This is a genomic window from Massilia sp. BSC265, from assembly GCF_000740675.1.
In the GTDB taxonomy this organism is placed as follows: domain Bacteria; phylum Pseudomonadota; class Gammaproteobacteria; order Burkholderiales; family Burkholderiaceae_D; genus Telluria.
In genome coordinates, this window is sequence record NZ_JPXI01000033.1 from 19,732 (window position 1) to 35,123 (window position 15,392).

The following is a 15,392-nucleotide window of genomic DNA, read 5'->3' on the forward strand; positions in this document are numbered from 1 at the left end:
CTCCAGAAACAAGCAAGCGATAGGAACTCAGGCCGGCTCGAGGGACTCGTCCTCGACCTGGCGCCCCAGCAGCGCCGCCACCTCGGCGGGCGGCAGCGGCCGGGCAAAGTAATACCCCTGGGCGGCGTCGCACCCCATCGCGCACAGGTCGGCCAGCTGCTCGGGTGTCTCGACCGCTTCGGCGATCACGCTCAGGCCGAGACGGTGCGCCATCGATACGATGGCCTCGGCGATCGCAAACGAGCGCCCGTCGACCATGCCGGCGCCGCCCCCCGCGCCGCCCGCCTTGCCCAGGCGGCGCACGAACAGGCCGTCCATCTTGAGGATGTCGATCGGCAGTTCGGACAGGTAGTTCAGGCTCGAGTAGCCGGTGCCGAAGTCGTCGATCGAGACCACCACGCCGGCCTGGCGCAGCCCGTTCATCAGGGCGCAGTTGCCCGCCAGGTCTTCGATCAGCATGCCTTCGGTGATCTCGAGGTCGAGGCAGCGCGCCGGCATCCCGGTCTCCGCCAGGATCCCCAGCACCCGCGCCGGCAGCCCCGGCTCCTTGAGCTGGCGCGCCGACAGGTTCACCGCGGTCTTGATCTCGGGGAGCCCGGCCGCGCGCCAGGCACGGTTCTGCAGGCAGGCGGTGCGCAGCGCCCAGTCGCCGATCGGGACGATCAAGCCGGTCTCCTCGGCCAGCGGGATGAAGCGTCCCGGATCGACGCGCCCGTACACCGGATGCTGCCAGCGCAGCAGGGCCTCGACGCCGATCACGCGCCGCGTGGCCAGGTCGATCTGCGGCTGGTACTCCAGGAACAACTGCCCTTGCGTGAGGGCGTCGCGCAGCCCATTCTTCAGCGCCAGGCGCTCGCTCTGCGGCTGCACCGTGTCCCCCGAGTAGACCTGGACGCTGTTCTCGCCCCAGCGCTTGGCGCCGCGCATGGCGGTATCGGCGCGCTTGAGCAGGGCGTCGAGGCCGCAGTCGGCCGCCGGGTACAGGGCCACGCCCACCGCCAGCGTGACGAAGCACTCGCGCCCCGCCACGCTCAAGGGCAGGCCGAAGCGGTCGAGGATCTTCTCGGCCACCACCTGGGCGTCGGATTCGAAGCTCAGGTCTTCCAGCAGCGCGATGAATTCGTCGCCGCCCCAGCGCGCCACCGTGTCGGAGTCGCGCAGGCAGCGCCGGATCTCGGTGCCGGCCCGGGTCAGCAGCTCGTCGCCGGCTTCGTAGCCGAGTTCGTCGTTGATCTCCTTGAAGCCGTTGATGTTCAGGAGCAGCAGCGCCACCAGGCGGCGGTTGCGGTTGGCCCGGTCCATCGCGTGGCGCAGGCGGTCGCGCAACAGGTTCCGGTTGAGCAGTCCGGTAAGCTGGTCGCACTGGGCACCATCGAGCAGGCGCGCCGCGCTCACCCTTGGGCCGACGCCCTCGCCTTGCCTCCCTCCCCTCTGGGCTTCCTGCCTCGGCACCACCGGCAGGCGCTCGTCGTCGTCATGGCACTGCACCCGATTGCGCCCCAGCGACTTGGCCACGTACAAGGCTTCGTCGGCGCGCGCGATGGCTTGCGCCATGGCTTCGCCGATCCGGTACTCGGCCACGCCGACCGACACCGTGAGCGTGATATCCGAGCCCTTGTCAGCGCAGCGCAGGCCCGCGATCACCCGCCGCACCCGCTCTGCCAGCACCAGCGCGTCCGGCGCCGAGGTCTCGGGCAGCATCAGCAGGAATTCTTCGCCGCCGTAGCGCCCGAAGGCGTCGGTGCCGCGGATCTGCCCCTGCACCGCCGCGGCGAAGCGGCGCAGCACCAGGTCACCGGCCGCGTGCCCGTAGGTGTCGTTGATGCGCTTGAAGAAGTCGATGTCGAACAGGCACAGGCAGAACGGCCGGCCATTGCGGTCGGCGCGCTCCTTCTCGCGGTCGATCAGCCCGAGCATGAAACGGCGGTTGTGGCTGCCCGTGAGCTCGTCGCGGATCGCCAGCTCGTTGATGGTGGACAGGGCGTGCTGCAGCTTGACGAAGCCTTCGGTCTTGGTCAGCTCGAACAGCAGCACGAACACCAGCACCACCACGTACAGGCCGATGTTGCAGATCAGGTGCAGGAGCGGCATGTCGAGGCGTGGCGCGCCCGGCGCCGCCAGGCCGTAGGCGCTCAAGCCCCAGATCGTGGCGGCGGCGCTGCAGCTGACCGCCAGCCAGAACACGCCGCTTGCCACGCCGCCAAGGAACATCGCCACCACCGGGGCGGTGATCAGCCAGCTGGCCGTGGGCGCGTCGATGCCGCCCAGGTGCCAGGTCAGCCAGGTGAAATTGAAGAACAGCGCGCACAGGAACAGCTCGCGCGCGGCTGCGATGCTGCCGGTCAGGCGCAGCACGGGCGGCGCCATCAGCATGACCAGGCAGCAGGCCAGGATCTCGGCGGCAGCCAGCTTCAGGCCGAGCTTCCAGTAGGCCAGGGCGTAGAGCGGGCCGGCGGTGGCCGCCATCAGGGCTGCGTTGACCACGTTCTCGGCACGGGCGAGCACGGCCGCGTCGTGACGCAGCCTGGCGGGTATGAACAGGTGAGCCGCGTCCAGGTAACGCCCGCGCCACCGTTGGTCTCTCTTGTCGCTCATCGCTTATCCCATGCCCACGCTCTCCTACCGAGTGTAGGGAGGAATATTCCGGTGAACTTTATTTTCAAACAGAAAGTTGCCGAAAAGAAGAGCCGCTTCGATGCTGCTCAGCGCCCGCCTACCCTGGCATGCAACAGGCATCTTCTGCGGGGTGGGTATTGTCGATCTGCGAACAGTTTCTTAGAATGTCACTCAGACAACCCAGGGTAGCGCAAGCCATGTCGAACGTGACACAAACCAGGCAGTCGCAAGCACCGCTGCATGAGATCATCCTGTCCGCCGTCGACCTGGCCAGGATCTGCCTGCGCATGGACGTGGCCTTCGTTTCCGAGTTCAGGCACGGCCGCCGGATCTTTCGCCACATCGCGGCCGACGGCGAATTGCCGGTCCAGCCGGGCCATTCGGACCCGCTGGCGGAGAGCTACTGCCAACATGTGGTCGACGGCTCGATCCCGCCCATCGTCGACGACAGCCACATCTACCCCATCCTGAAGCGCCTGGGCAGCACCGAGGCGCTGAAGATCCGCGCCCACCTGGGCGTGCCGATCTGGCTGTCCGACGGCTCGGTGTTCGGGACCTTCTGCTGCTACAACCGCAGCCCGAGTTCCTCGCTGCGCGAGGTCGACGTGGACGCGCTGCGGCGTTTCGCCCGCCTGATTGCGACGATGCTGGAGCAGCGGGTGATCGCCGAGCGGGCGGCCGAAGAGACCTGTGCCCGTCTCGCGGAGGTGATGGGCGGGCGCGCGATCGCCATCGCCTGCCAGCCCATTGTCGACCTCTCCAGCGGCGGCGTGCTCGGCTACGAAGCGCTGTCGCGCTTTCCCGCTCCCGCGAGCTGCCCGGCAGGCTGGTTCGAAGACGCGCATCGGGTCGACAAGGGCACCGAACTCGAACTGCTCGCCATCGAGCTGGCCCTGTCCGGCCTTGCCAGGCTGCCGCCGCAGGCCTACCTGTCCCTGAACGTGTCCCCCTGCACGATCCTGAGCGGCGCACTGGCTTCCCGCCTCGGCGCCGCGCCGCTCGACAGATTGGTGCTGGAACTGACCGAGCACGCGCCCGTCGAGGAGTATCCGGCCATTGCCGGCGCCCTGGCCGGCCTGCGCCGGTCCGGCCTGAGGCTGGCGATCGACGACGCCGGCTCGGGCTACGCCAGCTTCCGCCATATCCTGCAGCTCCGGCCCGACATCATCAAGCTCGACCAGAGTCTGGTCCAGGGCATCGACGGCGATCCCGGCCGCCGGGCGCTGGCCGCCGCCCTGACCGGCTTCGCGCGCGATACCGGCAGCGACGTGGTGGCCGAGGGCATCGAGACGGATGCCGAGCTGGCCGTACTGCGCGGTCTGGGCATCAAGGCCGGACAAGGTTATTTGTTGGGACGGCCCGCGCCGCTGGCGTGAAAGCGCCCGACAAAACCTCCATGTCAGGCGCGGCGCAGTGCGATCGTGCGGCCAGCCCGCGCCCGCAGCTGGCCGCAGCCGCCTTCGACGTCCTGCCCGGCCGAATCGCGCAGCTTGGTCAGCACACCGCGCGCGTGCAGGCTCGCCGCGATCTCGCGGGCACGCTCCCAGCCGGGCCGGCGAAAGTCCAGGTCGGGCACCGTGTTATACGGAATCATGTTGAGGATGGCGTACTTGCCGCGCAGGAGGGACACGATGCCGTCCATCTCGTCCGGGCCGTCGTTCACGCCCTCCAGCAGCGTCCACTGGTACTGGATCGGGTAGCCGGTCAGGCGCGCATAGCGCTCGCCGTGCGCCACCAGTTCCTGCGGTGTCAGGCGTGGCGCACGCGGCAGCAGTTCGGCGCGCAGGTCGGGCTTCGTGGTGTGCAGCGACAGCGCCAGTGCCGGCTTCACCCGGCTTCCCGCCAGGCGCTCGAAGGCGCGCAGGTCGCCTACCGTGGAAAACACCAGGTTCTTGTGCGCGATGTTCGCCTCGACGCCCAGCAACTCGATCGCTTCCAGCACGTTGTCGAGGTTGTGGGCCGGCTCCCCCATGCCCATGAAGACAACCTTCTTCACCGGGCGGCGGGAACGCGCGAGCACCACCTGGGCGACAATCTCGCCGCTCGTCACCTGGCGCAGCAGGCCTTCGCGGCCGGTCATGCAAAAGCGGCAGCCGACCGCGCAGCCGACCTGGCTCGACACGCACACGCCGTCGCGCGGCAGCAGCACGGATTCGACCATCTGGCCATCCTGCAAGCCGACGAGCAGGCGCTCGGAGCCGTCCTCGCCCGGGTGGCTGGAGACCAGCCGCACCAGGCCGGCCAGCTCCTCGTCGAGCGCGGGCAAGGCTTCGCGCACGGGTTTCGGAAGGAAATCGGAGGCGGGGCGCCGTCCGCGCTCGTGCGCGGCGCCCTGCACCCAGTCGCGCAGCACGCGCTCCTGGTGCAGCGGCAGCGCGCCGAGCGCCGCCAGGCGCTCGCGGATGGCCGAGAGTCGCATCGAAGAACCTGGAAATTTACCAGTTGGTAAAAATTAGTCGTTCTTGACGACGATGCTCGGGAACTTGCTGGTCATGTCCTTGGCCTTCTCGGCGACCTTGACGGCGACCTTGCGCGCGATCTGCTTGTAAACGCTCGCGACCGGCCCCTCCGGATCGGCCACCACGGTCGGGCGGCCGGAATCGGTCTGCTCGCGGATCGACAGCGTGAGCGGCAGCTTGCCGAGGAAGTCGACGCCGAAGTCGCGGCACATCTTCTCGCCGCCGCCCGCTCCGAAGATTTCCTCGTGGTGGCCGCAGTTCGAACAGATGTGGGTGCTCATGTTCTCGACCACGCCGATGATCGGGATGCCGACCTTCTCGAACATCTTGAGGCCCTTGCGCGCGTCGAGCAGCGCGATGTCCTGCGGCGTGGTAACGATCACGGCGCCGGTGACCGGCACTTTCTGCGACAGGGTCAGCTGGATGTCGCCGGTGCCCGGGGGCATGTCGACGATCAGGTAATCGAGGTCGCGCCAGTTGGTCTGCTCGAGCAGCTGCTGCAGTGCGCCGGTGACCATCGGACCGCGCCAGACCATCGGCTCGTCAGGGTCGATCATGAAGCCGATCGAGGACACCTGCACGCCGTGGTTCTCCAGCGGCTCCATGGTCTTGCCGTCGCGGCTCTCGGGACGCGCGTTAATCCCCAACATCATCGGCTGCGAAGGGCCGTAGATATCGGCATCGAGGATGCCGACACTGGCGCCTTCGGCCGCCAGGGCCAGCGCCAGGTTGACGGCGGTGGTCGACTTGCCGACCCCGCCCTTGCCGGAGGCGACCGCGATGATGTTCTTCACGTTCGGCATGACCTTCAGGCCACGCTGCACTGCATGCGACAGGATCTTGCTGTAGACCTTGGCCGTAACCTGGCCCACGCCGGGCAGTCCCTTGACGCCGGCCACGACGCTGTCGCGGATGCTCGCCATCTGGCTGGCGGCCGGATAGCCCAGCTCGACGTCGAAGGAAACGTCGCTGCCGCTGAGCTTGATGTTCTTGATTGATTTGGAAGAAACGAAATCTTTCCCGGTGTTAGGATCGATGACCGCCGACAATGCTGCCTTGACATCGTTCTCAGTGATGCTCATGAATTTCTCCAGTGTGATAGGGGCGAAGTGTAACGCAAAATGCATCTTGCTTCTTGTTGGTTTGGCAAACCCGGTACCCTGGACCTGCGCAGGGGGGCCTTCCGCTGTTAAAATGCTTCTTTTCATATAACCCAAGCGCTTCGACCATGACCCGCAAGCTGTTCGTCACCACTGCCCTGCCCTACGCCAATGCTGCCTTCCATATCGGCCATATGATGGAATACATCCAGGCCGACATCTGGGTCCGCTTCCAGCGAATGCAGCGCGACAATGGTGTGCAGCGCCAGGTGCACTTCGTCTGCGCCGACGATACCCACGGCACCCCGATCATGATCGCGGCCGAGAAGGAAGGCATCACGCCGCAGGAATTCGTGGCCAAGATCGCCGCCGGCCGCCCGCAGTACCTGGACGGCTTCCACATCGCCTTCGACAATTGGTATTCCACCGATTCGCCGGAAAACGTCGAACTCTCGCAGGGCATCTACCGTCAACTCCGCGACGCCGGCCTGATCGTCACCAGGACCGTCGACCGCTTCTACGACCCGGTCAAGGGCATGTTCCTTGCCGACCGCAACATCAAGGGCGAGTGCCCGACCTGCCACGCCAAGGACCAGTACGGGGACAACTGCGAAGTCTGCGGCGCCGCCTACCAGCCGACCGAACTGATCAACCCGTTCTCGGTCTTCACCGGCTCGACGCCGATCCTGAAACCTTCGGAGCAGTACTTCTTCAAGCTGTCCGACCCGCGCTGCTTCGGTTTCCTGAAGGAATGGCTGAACACCCCGGGTCGCTTGCAGCCGGAAATGGTCAACAAGGTTTCGGAATGGCTGGGCGAATCCGGCGAGAAGCTGGCCGACTGGGATATCTCGCGCGACGCACCCTATTTCGGCATCCCGATTCCGGATGCGCCGGGCAAGTTCTTCTATGTGTGGCTGGACGCGCCGGTCGGCTACCTGGCCTCGCTGAAGAACTATTTCAGCAAAAAGGGCGTCGACTACGAAGCCTTCCTGAACGACCCGGCGGCCGAGCAGATTCACTTCATCGGCAAGGACATCGTCTCCTTCCACCTGCTGTTCTGGCCGGCGATGCTGCATTTCTCGAACCACCCGATCATCGACAAGCTGAAGGTCGCGGTGCACGGCCACCTGACCGTCAACAACGAAAAGATGTCCAAGTCGCGCGGCACCGGCATCTCGCCGCTGCGCTACCTCGAACTGGGCATGAACCCGGAATGGCTGCGCTACTACCTGGCCTTCAAGCTGAACGCCAAGGTGGAAGACCTGGACTTCAACGGCGAGGACTTCGTCGCCCGCGTCAACAGCGACCTGATCGGCAAGTACATCAACATCGCCAGCCGCTGCGCCGGTTTCATTGCCAAGAAGTTCGACGGCAAGCTGGCCGATAGCCTGTCGGATAGCGCCAAGACGTGGATCTGCAAGGCCCTGATGATCGATGGCGCCGAGCGCCAGGCCGGCATCGCCGCCGCCTTCGAGGCGCGCGAGTACGGCCGTGCGATGCGCGAAATCATGGAGATCGCCGACATCGTCAACCAGTACGTGGACGAGAACAAGCCCTGGCTGCTGGCCAAGGACGAATCGAAGACTGCGGAGCTGCACGACGTCTGCACCACCGCGCTGATCCTGTTCCGCCAGCTGAGCATCATGCTGTCGCCGGTGCTGCCGCAGGTGGCGGCGCGCGTGGTCGAGTTCCTGGGCGACGGCGAGCTGAGCTGGGCTGACACCCACGGCGCGGCCGTCTACGAAACCATGCTGGGCCGTACCATCGGCGCCTACAGCCACCTGATGCAGCGCGTCGACGCGAAGATGGTCGAGAACCTGTTCGACAAGCCCGCCGTCCCTGCTGCCGCTCCTGCCGCCGCCCCGGCTGCAGCCGCCGAAGCTGCGGCGCCGGCTGCGGAAGCTGCTGCAGGCGATATCGAGGAACTGGCCCCGGAAATCTCGATCGATGACTTCCTGAAGGTCGACCTGCGCGTGGCGAAGATCGTCAACTGCGAACACGTCGAAGGCGCCGGCAAGCTGCTGCGCCTGACCCTGGACGTCGGCGAAGGCCGCTACCGTAATGTGTTCTCGGGCATCAAGTCGGCCTACAAGCCGGAAGAGCTGGTCGGCAAGCTGACCGTCATGGTCGCGAACCTGGCGCCGCGCAAGATGAAGTTCGGCGTGTCGGAAGGCATGGTGCTGTGCGCATCCAGCGCGGACGAGAAGGCGAATCCGGGGCTGTACCTGCTGGATCCGATGCCGGGGGCGACGCCGGGCATGCGCATTCGCTAAGTTCCGAACATCGGCCGGGTTCCCGCCCCATGGGAGCCCGGCGCCCTCCGCATTTCCGGCGCTTTCCCGCCCCTTGTCCACCGCCAAAATCAACTCCCGCCGTCAACCACAGCGTTATAATGGCGTGTTTTTTCTGAAACTCGTGCCCCTACGGCCCTCGCCGGCAGGCCTTCTTCAGACCATACAAGATAGGTAGATAATAAGATGACCGAATTCACTCCTCTCCGCCATATTCCGCAAGCCAACGTGTTCCGCAAGGGCGACGTGTTCGTCCTGTTCGGCGAGCTGTTCGGCCGCGGCTATGTGAACGGCCTGATCGACGAGGCACGCCAGGCCGGCATGACCATCGTCGGCATCACCGTGGGCCGCCGCGACGAATCCGGCGCCCTGCGCGCCCTGACCGCAGAGGAGCACGCCGAGGCGGAAGAAAAGCTCGGCGGCAAGATCATCAACGTGCCGCTGATGGCCGGTTTCGACATGGATGCGCCGGAAGGCGAGCAGAACCCGACCGAGATGCTGTCCGGGATCACCCTGAAGAGCTGGCAGGAAGACAAGCTGGACTGGGAAAAGATCGAGCGCTGCCGCGAAGCCGGCGTGCGCCGCTTCACCACCAGCGCCGCCGAGGTCATGGGCGAGATCGACAAGCTGGTCCCGGAAGGCGCCAACGTCTTCTTCGCCCACACCATGGCCGGCGGCATCCCGAAGATCAAGGCCTTCCTGGCCATCGCCAACCGCATCTATAAAGGCCGCGGCGAGCGCTTTATGTCCTCGCGCGCCCTGCTCGACAGCGATCTGGGCAAGCTGATCCTGATGAACTTCGACGAAGTCACCGCCAACACACTGAAGTACCTGATCGATGCTTCAAGCGCGATCCGCGAGCGCGTCACGAAAGCCGGCGGCGAAGTGCGCTACACCGCCTACGGCTATCACGGCACCGAGATCCTGATCGGCGGGCAGTACGTCTGGCAGACCTACACCAACTACACCCAGGGCTACGCCAAGATGCGCCTGGAGTCGATCGCGCAGGCCGCCTGGAACGGGGGCGTCTATGCCACCGTGTTCAACTGCCCGGAAATCCGCACCAATTCCTCGGACATCTTCGTGGGCGTCGAGCTGTCGCTGTTCCCCCTGCTCACCGCACTGAAGAAGGAAGGCGGCGGAGAATGGGCCGAGCAGCAGTGGCAGATCTGCCAGGACCTGCTGGGCGAAGGCACCTCGCTGCATTCGCTGCTCGACACCATCGAGCGCTACAACAATGACGCCACCAGCGCCCACTTCCGCAACTTCGAAGCCTGGCCGATGGACAATACTCCGGAACTGGCCGAGGTCATGATCGGCACCTCGGAAGCCATTACCGCCCTGCACAAGGACAAGAAGGCACTCATCACCGACCACCTGTCGAGTCTGGTATTGGAAGGCGCCGGTCCGCTGATGTTCCATGGCGCTTCTGAAAAGATTGCCCCGGTGCTGTGGCTCAGCCACGACATCATTGCCCGCCAGCTGAACGAACTGCACAAGTAAACTTGACCCGGACACGCCGGGGCGGAAGAATCTGCCCCGCAACATGCCGTGTCTGTCCTCACTTCATTCTGGAAATCATGTTCTTCAAGAAACAACACTCGCTGTACGAATCCGAGCACACCAAGTTCATCAACGAACTGAAGGCCAAGACCCCTGGCATGGAAGAGCGCCAGGTTGCCGGCCGTGCCCTGCTGTGGGACAAGGCCCCGCTGTCGCTGGACGAACAGGAACGCATCAAGGCTTCGCGCCTGCGCCAGCAAGCCTACCCGTACCAGTCCAAGGTCTGAGGCCGGGGATAGCGCTCCCATGCTGCCCGAGCAGGCCGCACCGCAGTTGCCTGATGCGCTGCCGGCCGATCCCCCGCAGGATGGGGCGCCTCTCCCACCCGACGACGCCCAGCTGAATGCGGCGGCCGATGCGGCCGAAGCCACCATCGCCCGCCTGTACGGCGAGCCGCTGACGCGCCTGCCCAACGACTTGTACATTCCGCCGGATGCGCTCGAGGTCTTCCTCGACGCCTTCGAAGGTCCGCTCGACCTGCTGCTGTACCTGATCCGCAAGCAGAACTTCAACATCCTCGACATCCCGATGGCGCAGGTGACCCTGCAATACCTGGAATACGTCGAGCAGATCCGCCAGCGCAACCTGGAACTGGCCGCCGAGTACCTGCTCATGGCGGCGATGCTGATCGAGATCAAGTCGCGGATGCTGCTCCCCAAACGGCAGGACGACCTGGTCGAGGACGTCGGCGACCCGCGCGCGGAACTGGTGCGCCGGCTGCTGGACTACGAGCAGATCAAGGCCGCGGCAGTGGCGCTCGGCTCCCTGCCCCAGGAAGGCCGCGACTTCGTGCGTCCGCAGTTGTTCGTGGAACAGGGCCTGGCGCCCGCCCTGCCCGACGTCGACCCATGGGACCTGCAGCGCGCCTGGCTCGACGTGATGCGCCGCGCCAAGCTGACCCAGCACCACCGGATCAGCCGCCAGGAACTGTCGGTGCGCGAGCACATGTCGGCCATCCTGCGCACCCTGCAGTCGCAGCGCTTCGTCGAATTTTCCGAATTGTTCGCAGGCCAGCACACGATTCCAATCGTGGTTGTACACTTTGTCGCCATGCTCGAATTGGCGAAGGAAACCTTGATCGAGATCACGCAGGCCGAGCCCTTCGCGCCGATCTATGTGCGTCTGGCCTATTCCCCGGCTTGAAGAGCCGGTTACTTTATTCCTATTCAGTCAACCCATGAAAATCATTTCCTCCATCGACGAATTGCGCGACCAGCTGCGCGGCCAGCTGCGCACCGCCTTCGTGCCGACGATGGGCAACCTGCACGAGGGCCACCTGTCCCTGATGCGCCTGGCGCGCCGGCATGGCGACCCGGTGGTGGCCTCCATCTTCGTCAATCGCCTGCAGTTCGGTCCGAACGAGGATTTCGACAAGTACCCGCGCACCTTCCAGGCCGACGTCGAGAAACTGGAGAAGGAAGGCGTCTACGTGCTGTTCGCGCCGACCGAGAAGGACATGTATCCGGAGCCGCAGGAATACCGCGTGCGCCCGCCCGAGGGCCTGGGCAACACGCTCGAAGGCGAGTTCCGCCCCGGCTTTTTCGACGGCGTCTGCACCGTGGTGACCAAGCTGTTCTCCTGCGTGCAGCCGCGCGTGGCCGTGTTCGGCAAGAAGGATTACCAGCAGCTGATGATCGTCCGTAACATGGCACGCCAATTCGCCCTGCCGACCGAGATCATCGGCGCCGAGACCTTCCGCGCCGAGGACGGCCTGGCCCTGTCGTCGCGCAACGGCTACCTCTCAATCGAGGAGCGCGCGGAAGCCCCAAGGCTGTACCAGCAGCTCAATGCCGTGGCCGAGGCGATGCGCGGAGGCAGCCGCGACGTCGCCGGCGTCGAGCGCCAGGCCATGGACTTCCTGGCCGCGCGCGGCTGGAAGCCGGACTATGTCTCGATCCGCAAGCGCATCGACCTGCAGGCGCCCGGCAGCGCCGACCTGGAAGCCGGCACCCCGCTGGTGGTGCTCGCCGCAGCCAAACTCGGCAACACGCGCCTGATCGACAACCTCGAGATCTGAACGGTGTAAAAACACCATCTTTGCTTGCAAAATTGCAATACGCGTGAGTGTGGCCTTATACTTGAGACGCGCGGCAGCCACCAGGCATCCGCGCAACATGAAGGAATCTTGCAAGGACTTGATGCCGTGACTGAAACCACTGCCCCCATCGACCGCAAGGGCCCGCCGAAGCCGAACGACGCGCTCAGCCGCATCGGCAGCACCGCCGAGCCGCACGAAATGCGCGATCCCTTCGACATCGGCGAGGCGCTGACGGCGCTTTCGCTGTCCGGCGAGCCGGTCACGGTATTCCCGTCGGGCTGGATCGAGCCGCTGCTGGCGCGCATCGAATCGGTCGACCCGGAGCTGCCGGATTTCGTCATCGACTTCACCGGCAGCGAGCGTCCGCCCGCCGGCAAGGCCACCCTGGTCGCTTCGCTCGGCGGCAACGCCAAGCTGCAGTTCGACCTCGACCAGTCCTGGAAGCCGCTACCTTCCAACAAGATGCACGTCGCGGCCGAATTCCCGCCTTCCTGCCTGGTGTTGAACCGCCGCGCGGCGCGGCGCGTCGAGACGCCGGTGGGGGTGCACTACCTGGCCACCTTCCGCATCAAGGGCGCAGAGATGGAACTGCCCCTGTACGACTTCTCGCAGAGCGGTGTCGGGCTGCGCGCCACGCCCGAACAATGCTTCGGCCTGCACGTGGGGAAGAAGCTGGATGGCGTGCGGCTGCAACTGGGGCCGAACCTGGTGATCATGGCCGACCTCGAGGTGCGCCTGCTGCGGCCTTTCCGCACCTTCCTGCTGGGCGAGCAGGTGCAGATAGGGTGCAGCTTCTCCAGCATCTCGATGCAGATGCAGCAGACGCTGGAGCGCTTCGTGACCAGCAGGCCGGCGGCGCGGCGGGCTGCCGCACGCTGAGCGTGGCGACAGACAAAGCATCGGAGAGCAAGGCCAGTGGCATTGTTCCCCTTTGTTATCGAGCCCTAGGCCGCGATGGACTGGGCCCAGGCCAGGGCCGACAGGTGCGCCTTGTTGACTTCCAGCGGGCTGATGTCGAGCGATTCGGCCAGCGAGGCAACCAGCCTGGAATTGAGCTCGCAAGCCTCCGCAAGCGCCAGGTAGGGTCCATATTTGCCGTCGCGCGAGACCAGCGCCCTGACCACCTCCTCGGGCAGCGGCACCGTCTCCAGCACCTCCTGCATCGGCAGGCCCAGCAGGCGGTCCAGCAGCGAGAACATGCCGGCGACGAACAGGTGCTCGCCCTCCCCGCGCAGGCGGGTGGCGCCGAGCAGCTCGGCCAGGCGGCCGCGCACCACCGCGGTTTCCATCAGCACCGGTGAATAGCCGCTCGTGCTGGCCGTGGCCAGCAGCAGCACCAGCCAGCGGTACAGGGGCGCGTAGCCCATCAGGGCGATCGCCTGGCGCAGCGACTCTACCCTGCGCGCGGCCCCGAAACCGGCCGAATTGATGTAGCTGAGCAGCTTGTAGGTGAGCGCCGGATCGCGCTTGAGCACGTTCTCCAGCTTCGGCACGTCTTCGTTGTTCTGTACCATCTGCATCAGCTGCAGGATCACGCCCTGGGTCGGGTTCATGCCCTTGACCGGGTTGCCCGGCCGCGGGGTCAGGTGCAGCTTGCCCACGAAGGCGTCCAGGCCGAGCGCAGCACAGGCGTCGAAGTCGGACCAGGTGGCCACCGGCCGGCCCACCATGCGCACCGCCGCATGCTTGGCGGCCGCATAGGTGCGCGCCTGGGTGGCCACGTCGCTGCCTGCGAACTGCACCTCGACATACGAGGCATAGGGCGACAGATTGCGGCCCAGTAGCTTGAGGTCCGCCCCGCGGATCGATATACCCACCCCACCCACGCGTACCGCCTGTACCGCCGCGCGCACGTTCGGGTCGGTCAGCTTGCGGATGTCGAGGGTCAACACGGTGCGCTCCGGCGGCAGCGCGTGCAGCGCATCGAGCGAGAGCATCTCCGGGACGGCGTCGAGGAACAGGATCTTGTCGCGCAGTAGCCAGCCGTGCTCGGCATGGATGACGTGCTCGGCGACGAAGCCGACCAGGTCTTCCAGCTCCTGGTCGGTCGGAACCTTGCCGTCGTGATGCTGCCACGACAGTTCGTAGCCGATGACGCGCTGCTTGGGGTCGAGCAGGGGTTCGCGAACGATGAAGTTTGTTTGATGCATGTGGCGCGTGAATGAAACGTGTTTCGGTGCGCGAGGCGCCCTACCCGGCGCGCCTAGAAGCCGAGGCTGTCGAGCAGGTCGTCGACCTGACCCTGGTCCGCCACCACTTCGCTCTTGCCCTGCGGGTTGATCTGCGGGCCGTTGAGCAGGCCGTTGTCGATCTCGCGCCGGATTTCGCTCGGGGCGAAGTCGATCAGCACCTGCACCAGCTGCTTCTCGAGGTTCTGGGCAATGCCGGTGATGCGTCCGATCACCTGGCCGGTCAGGTCCTGAAAGTCCTGGGCCATCATGATGTCCATTAGCTGGGCACGCGTGGCCACGGCGCCGGCGCGGGACTCATCGAGGCCGGCGATCGTGCGCTGCGCCAGCGCGCGCCAGTCCTCTTCCGAGGCGCCTTTGTCCAGCAGCGCCTGCCAGGCGCCGGACAGCTCGTTCGACCTGGTCTCGATCGCATCCTGCACCGGGCCGGCGGCGTCGGTGGCGTCCAGCACGCGCTTGGCAGCCTGTTCCGACAGCCGCGCCACATAGTCGAGGCGGTCGCGGGCATCCGGGATGTCGCTTGCCGCCTTCTCGATCAGCTTGTCCAGGCCGAGACCGCGCAGGCTCTCGTGCAGCGCGCGCGTCATGTGCCCGATCCGGCTCAGGACCTCTTCATGGGAGGACTCGGCCGGTGCCGCGGTCTGCTCCAGCATTTCAGGCTCCAGCCTTCATTTTTTCGAAGATCTTGTTGAGCTTCTCGTCCAGCGTGGCGGCCGTGAACGGCTTGACCACGTAGCCGCTGGCGCCTGCCTGCGCGGCCGCGATGATGTTTTCCTTCTTGGCTTCGGCGGTCACCATCAGCACCGGCAGCTTGGCCAGCGCGGGATCGGCGCGGATGTTCTGCAGCATGGTCAGGCCGTCCATGTTCGGCATGTTCCAGTCCGACACCACGAAATCGAAAGGCTCGCTGCGCAGCTTGGCCAGCGCCATCACGCCGTCCTCGGCTTCGTCGACATTGGCATAACCCAGTTCTTTCAACAGATTCCGGACGATGCGCCGCATCGTCGAGAAATCGTCAACAACCAGAAAACGCATCTTTGGATCAGCCATGAATTACTCCGTTGTGAATCTTTTACTTTGGTTTAGTGGGTGGGCGCTGAATCGGCACAGCAAGGCAATGACAAATGCGAATGACA

Annotated in this window: 13 protein-coding genes; 7 read left to right on the top strand and 6 right to left on the bottom strand. The window is 65.6% G+C overall.

The window, feature by feature from the left end; genetic code table 11:
* Window positions 1–27 precede the first annotated feature (27 nt).
* Window positions 28–2,595, bottom strand: a complete 2,568-nt coding sequence (locus MA09_RS12245; RefSeq protein ID WP_036248783.1) for a bifunctional diguanylate cyclase/phosphodiesterase — start codon at window positions 2,593–2,595, stop codon at window positions 28–30.
* Window positions 2,596–2,813: 218 nt separating this feature from the next.
* Between MA09_RS12245 and MA09_RS12250 the strand changes: the two genes are divergently transcribed.
* On the top strand, window positions 2,814–3,992 hold the full coding sequence (locus MA09_RS12250; protein ID WP_036248785.1) for an EAL domain-containing protein: 1,179 nt from the start codon (window positions 2,814–2,816) through the stop codon (window positions 3,990–3,992).
* Between the two features lie 23 nt (window positions 3,993–4,015).
* Here the strand turns inward: MA09_RS12250 and MA09_RS12255 are convergent, their stop codons facing one another.
* A complete protein-coding gene (locus MA09_RS12255; protein WP_036248789.1) occupies window positions 4,016–5,035 on the bottom strand; it encodes an RNA methyltransferase in 1,020 nt (339 codons plus the stop codon).
* 33 nt (window positions 5,036–5,068) lie between these two features.
* Entirely contained in the window at window positions 5,069–6,157 is a 1,089-nt protein-coding gene (gene apbC, locus MA09_RS12260; RefSeq protein ID WP_036248792.1) for an iron-sulfur cluster carrier protein ApbC, read from the bottom strand.
* A 146-nt stretch (window positions 6,158–6,303) separates the two neighbouring features.
* On the opposite strand from apbC, the gene metG reads away from it, so the two are divergent.
* The 6 genes from metG (at window position 6,304) to MA09_RS12290 (ending at window position 12,946) form a co-directional block, all read left to right on the top strand.
* Window positions 6,304–8,448 (top strand): methionine--tRNA ligase, encoded by a 2,145-nt coding sequence (gene metG, locus MA09_RS12265; protein WP_036248794.1) that lies wholly within the window; start codon window positions 6,304–6,306, stop codon window positions 8,446–8,448.
* 204 nt (window positions 8,449–8,652) lie between these two features.
* Window positions 8,653–9,969 carry a hypothetical protein gene (locus tag MA09_RS12270; protein ID WP_036248796.1) on the top strand — a complete coding sequence of 439 codons (1,317 nt, stop codon included), beginning with the start codon at window positions 8,653–8,655 and terminating at the stop codon, window positions 9,967–9,969.
* A gap of 77 nt (window positions 9,970–10,046) precedes the next feature.
* On the top strand, window positions 10,047–10,256 hold the full coding sequence (locus MA09_RS12275; protein ID WP_036248798.1) for a DUF3460 family protein: 210 nt from the start codon (window positions 10,047–10,049) through the stop codon (window positions 10,254–10,256).
* Between the two features lie 19 nt (window positions 10,257–10,275).
* Window positions 10,276–11,172, top strand: a complete 897-nt coding sequence (locus MA09_RS12280) for a ScpA family protein (RefSeq protein WP_036248801.1) — start codon at window positions 10,276–10,278, stop codon at window positions 11,170–11,172.
* A gap of 34 nt (window positions 11,173–11,206) precedes the next feature.
* A complete protein-coding gene (panC, locus tag MA09_RS12285) occupies window positions 11,207–12,046 on the top strand; it encodes a pantoate--beta-alanine ligase (RefSeq protein WP_036248804.1) in 840 nt (279 codons plus the stop codon).
* Window positions 12,047–12,172: 126 nt separating this feature from the next.
* A complete protein-coding gene (locus MA09_RS12290; RefSeq protein ID WP_229440694.1) occupies window positions 12,173–12,946 on the top strand; it encodes a PilZ domain-containing protein in 774 nt (257 codons plus the stop codon).
* Window positions 12,947–13,011: 65 nt separating this feature from the next.
* On the opposite strand, the gene MA09_RS12295 is transcribed toward MA09_RS12290, so the two are convergent.
* From MA09_RS12295 to cheY, 3 genes are read right to left on the bottom strand one after another with little or no spacing between them, the layout of a single operon-like run.
* A complete protein-coding gene (locus MA09_RS12295; protein WP_036248806.1) occupies window positions 13,012–14,217 on the bottom strand; it encodes an EAL and HDOD domain-containing protein in 1,206 nt (401 codons plus the stop codon).
* A 53-nt stretch (window positions 14,218–14,270) separates the two neighbouring features.
* Window positions 14,271–14,909 carry a protein phosphatase CheZ gene (gene cheZ, locus MA09_RS12300; protein WP_036248808.1) on the bottom strand — a complete coding sequence of 213 codons (639 nt, stop codon included), beginning with the start codon at window positions 14,907–14,909 and terminating at the stop codon, window positions 14,271–14,273.
* Window position 14,910: 1 nt separating this feature from the next.
* Complete coding sequence (gene cheY / locus MA09_RS12305; RefSeq protein WP_036248811.1) at window positions 14,911–15,306, bottom strand: chemotaxis response regulator CheY; 396 nt, start codon at window positions 15,304–15,306, stop codon at window positions 14,911–14,913.
* Between the last annotated feature and the right edge of the window lie 86 nt (window positions 15,307–15,392).

Coding starts and splice junctions, on each gene's coding strand:
- MA09_RS12245 (WP_036248783.1), bottom strand. CDS start 2,595: ATGAGCGACAAGAGAGACCAACGGTGGCGCGGGCGTTACCTGGACGCG.
- MA09_RS12250 (WP_036248785.1), top strand. CDS start 2,814: ATGTCGAACGTGACACAAACCAGGCAGTCGCAAGCACCGCTGCATGAG.
- MA09_RS12255 (WP_036248789.1), bottom strand. CDS start 5,035: ATGCGACTCTCGGCCATCCGCGAGCGCCTGGCGGCGCTCGGCGCGCTG.
- apbC (WP_036248792.1), bottom strand. CDS start 6,157: ATGAGCATCACTGAGAACGATGTCAAGGCAGCATTGTCGGCGGTCATC.
- metG (WP_036248794.1), top strand. CDS start 6,304: ATGACCCGCAAGCTGTTCGTCACCACTGCCCTGCCCTACGCCAATGCT.
- MA09_RS12270 (WP_036248796.1), top strand. CDS start 8,653: ATGACCGAATTCACTCCTCTCCGCCATATTCCGCAAGCCAACGTGTTC.
- MA09_RS12275 (WP_036248798.1), top strand. CDS start 10,047: ATGTTCTTCAAGAAACAACACTCGCTGTACGAATCCGAGCACACCAAG.
- MA09_RS12280 (WP_036248801.1), top strand. CDS start 10,276: ATGCTGCCCGAGCAGGCCGCACCGCAGTTGCCTGATGCGCTGCCGGCC.
- panC (WP_036248804.1), top strand. CDS start 11,207: ATGAAAATCATTTCCTCCATCGACGAATTGCGCGACCAGCTGCGCGGC.
- MA09_RS12295 (WP_036248806.1), bottom strand. CDS start 14,217: ATGCATCAAACAAACTTCATCGTTCGCGAACCCCTGCTCGACCCCAAG.
- cheZ (WP_036248808.1), bottom strand. CDS start 14,909: ATGCTGGAGCAGACCGCGGCACCGGCCGAGTCCTCCCATGAAGAGGTC.
- cheY (WP_036248811.1), bottom strand. CDS start 15,306: ATGGCTGATCCAAAGATGCGTTTTCTGGTTGTTGACGATTTCTCGACG.